Source organism: Synechococcus sp. R6-5, from assembly GCF_047461775.1.
Classification (GTDB): domain Bacteria; phylum Cyanobacteriota; class Cyanobacteriia; order Thermostichales; family Thermostichaceae; genus Thermostichus.
In genome coordinates, this window is record NZ_JANSHV010000400.1 from 1 (window position 1) to 560 (window position 560).

1 protein-coding gene is annotated in these 560 nt (G+C 57.1%); it reads left to right on the forward strand.

What is annotated here, in order from left to right:
* On the forward strand, positions 1-560 hold a 560-nt coding region (locus NW818_RS13975; protein WP_414424903.1), incomplete at both ends, for a hypothetical protein.

The following is a 560-nucleotide window of genomic DNA, read 5'->3' on the forward strand; positions in this document are numbered from 1 at the left end:
GAAGAACAGTCAGGCTACCCGACGCCTCGCCTCGTTGAAAGCTGGCGCGAACAGGGCCATGGGTTCGGCCTGCATCCATGGGTTGAGGAAGGTGTGGCATACGGCTATAACCGTGCCTGGAACGATTTTGTGAAACATGGCTACGGTCCCGCAGCTCCGACAGTGCGTACCCACCGTGTGCTCTGGTCGGGTTGGGTTGATACTGCGAAAGTGCAGGCGCAGTATGGCATTCATATGAGTCTCGATTATTACCATGCCGGACCGGCAATGCGCCGACCCGATGGCAGTTATGTCAATGGCTACCTGACCGGCAGCGGCCTGCCGTTGCCATTCGTTGACGAACAGGGTCGCCTGCTGCGCGTCTACCAGCAGCACACACATATTGTTGATGAGCACCAGATCGCTGCATTCGACCATGGGTATGAGATGAATCTGAGTGCGGCGGATGCTGTGGCGTTATCGCGACAACAGATCGATCAGGCGGTCGAACGGTTTCCATCGGCGCTTGGGCTCCAGAGCCACTTCGATCCATATGCATTTTCGCCCGAAAAGGCTGCACT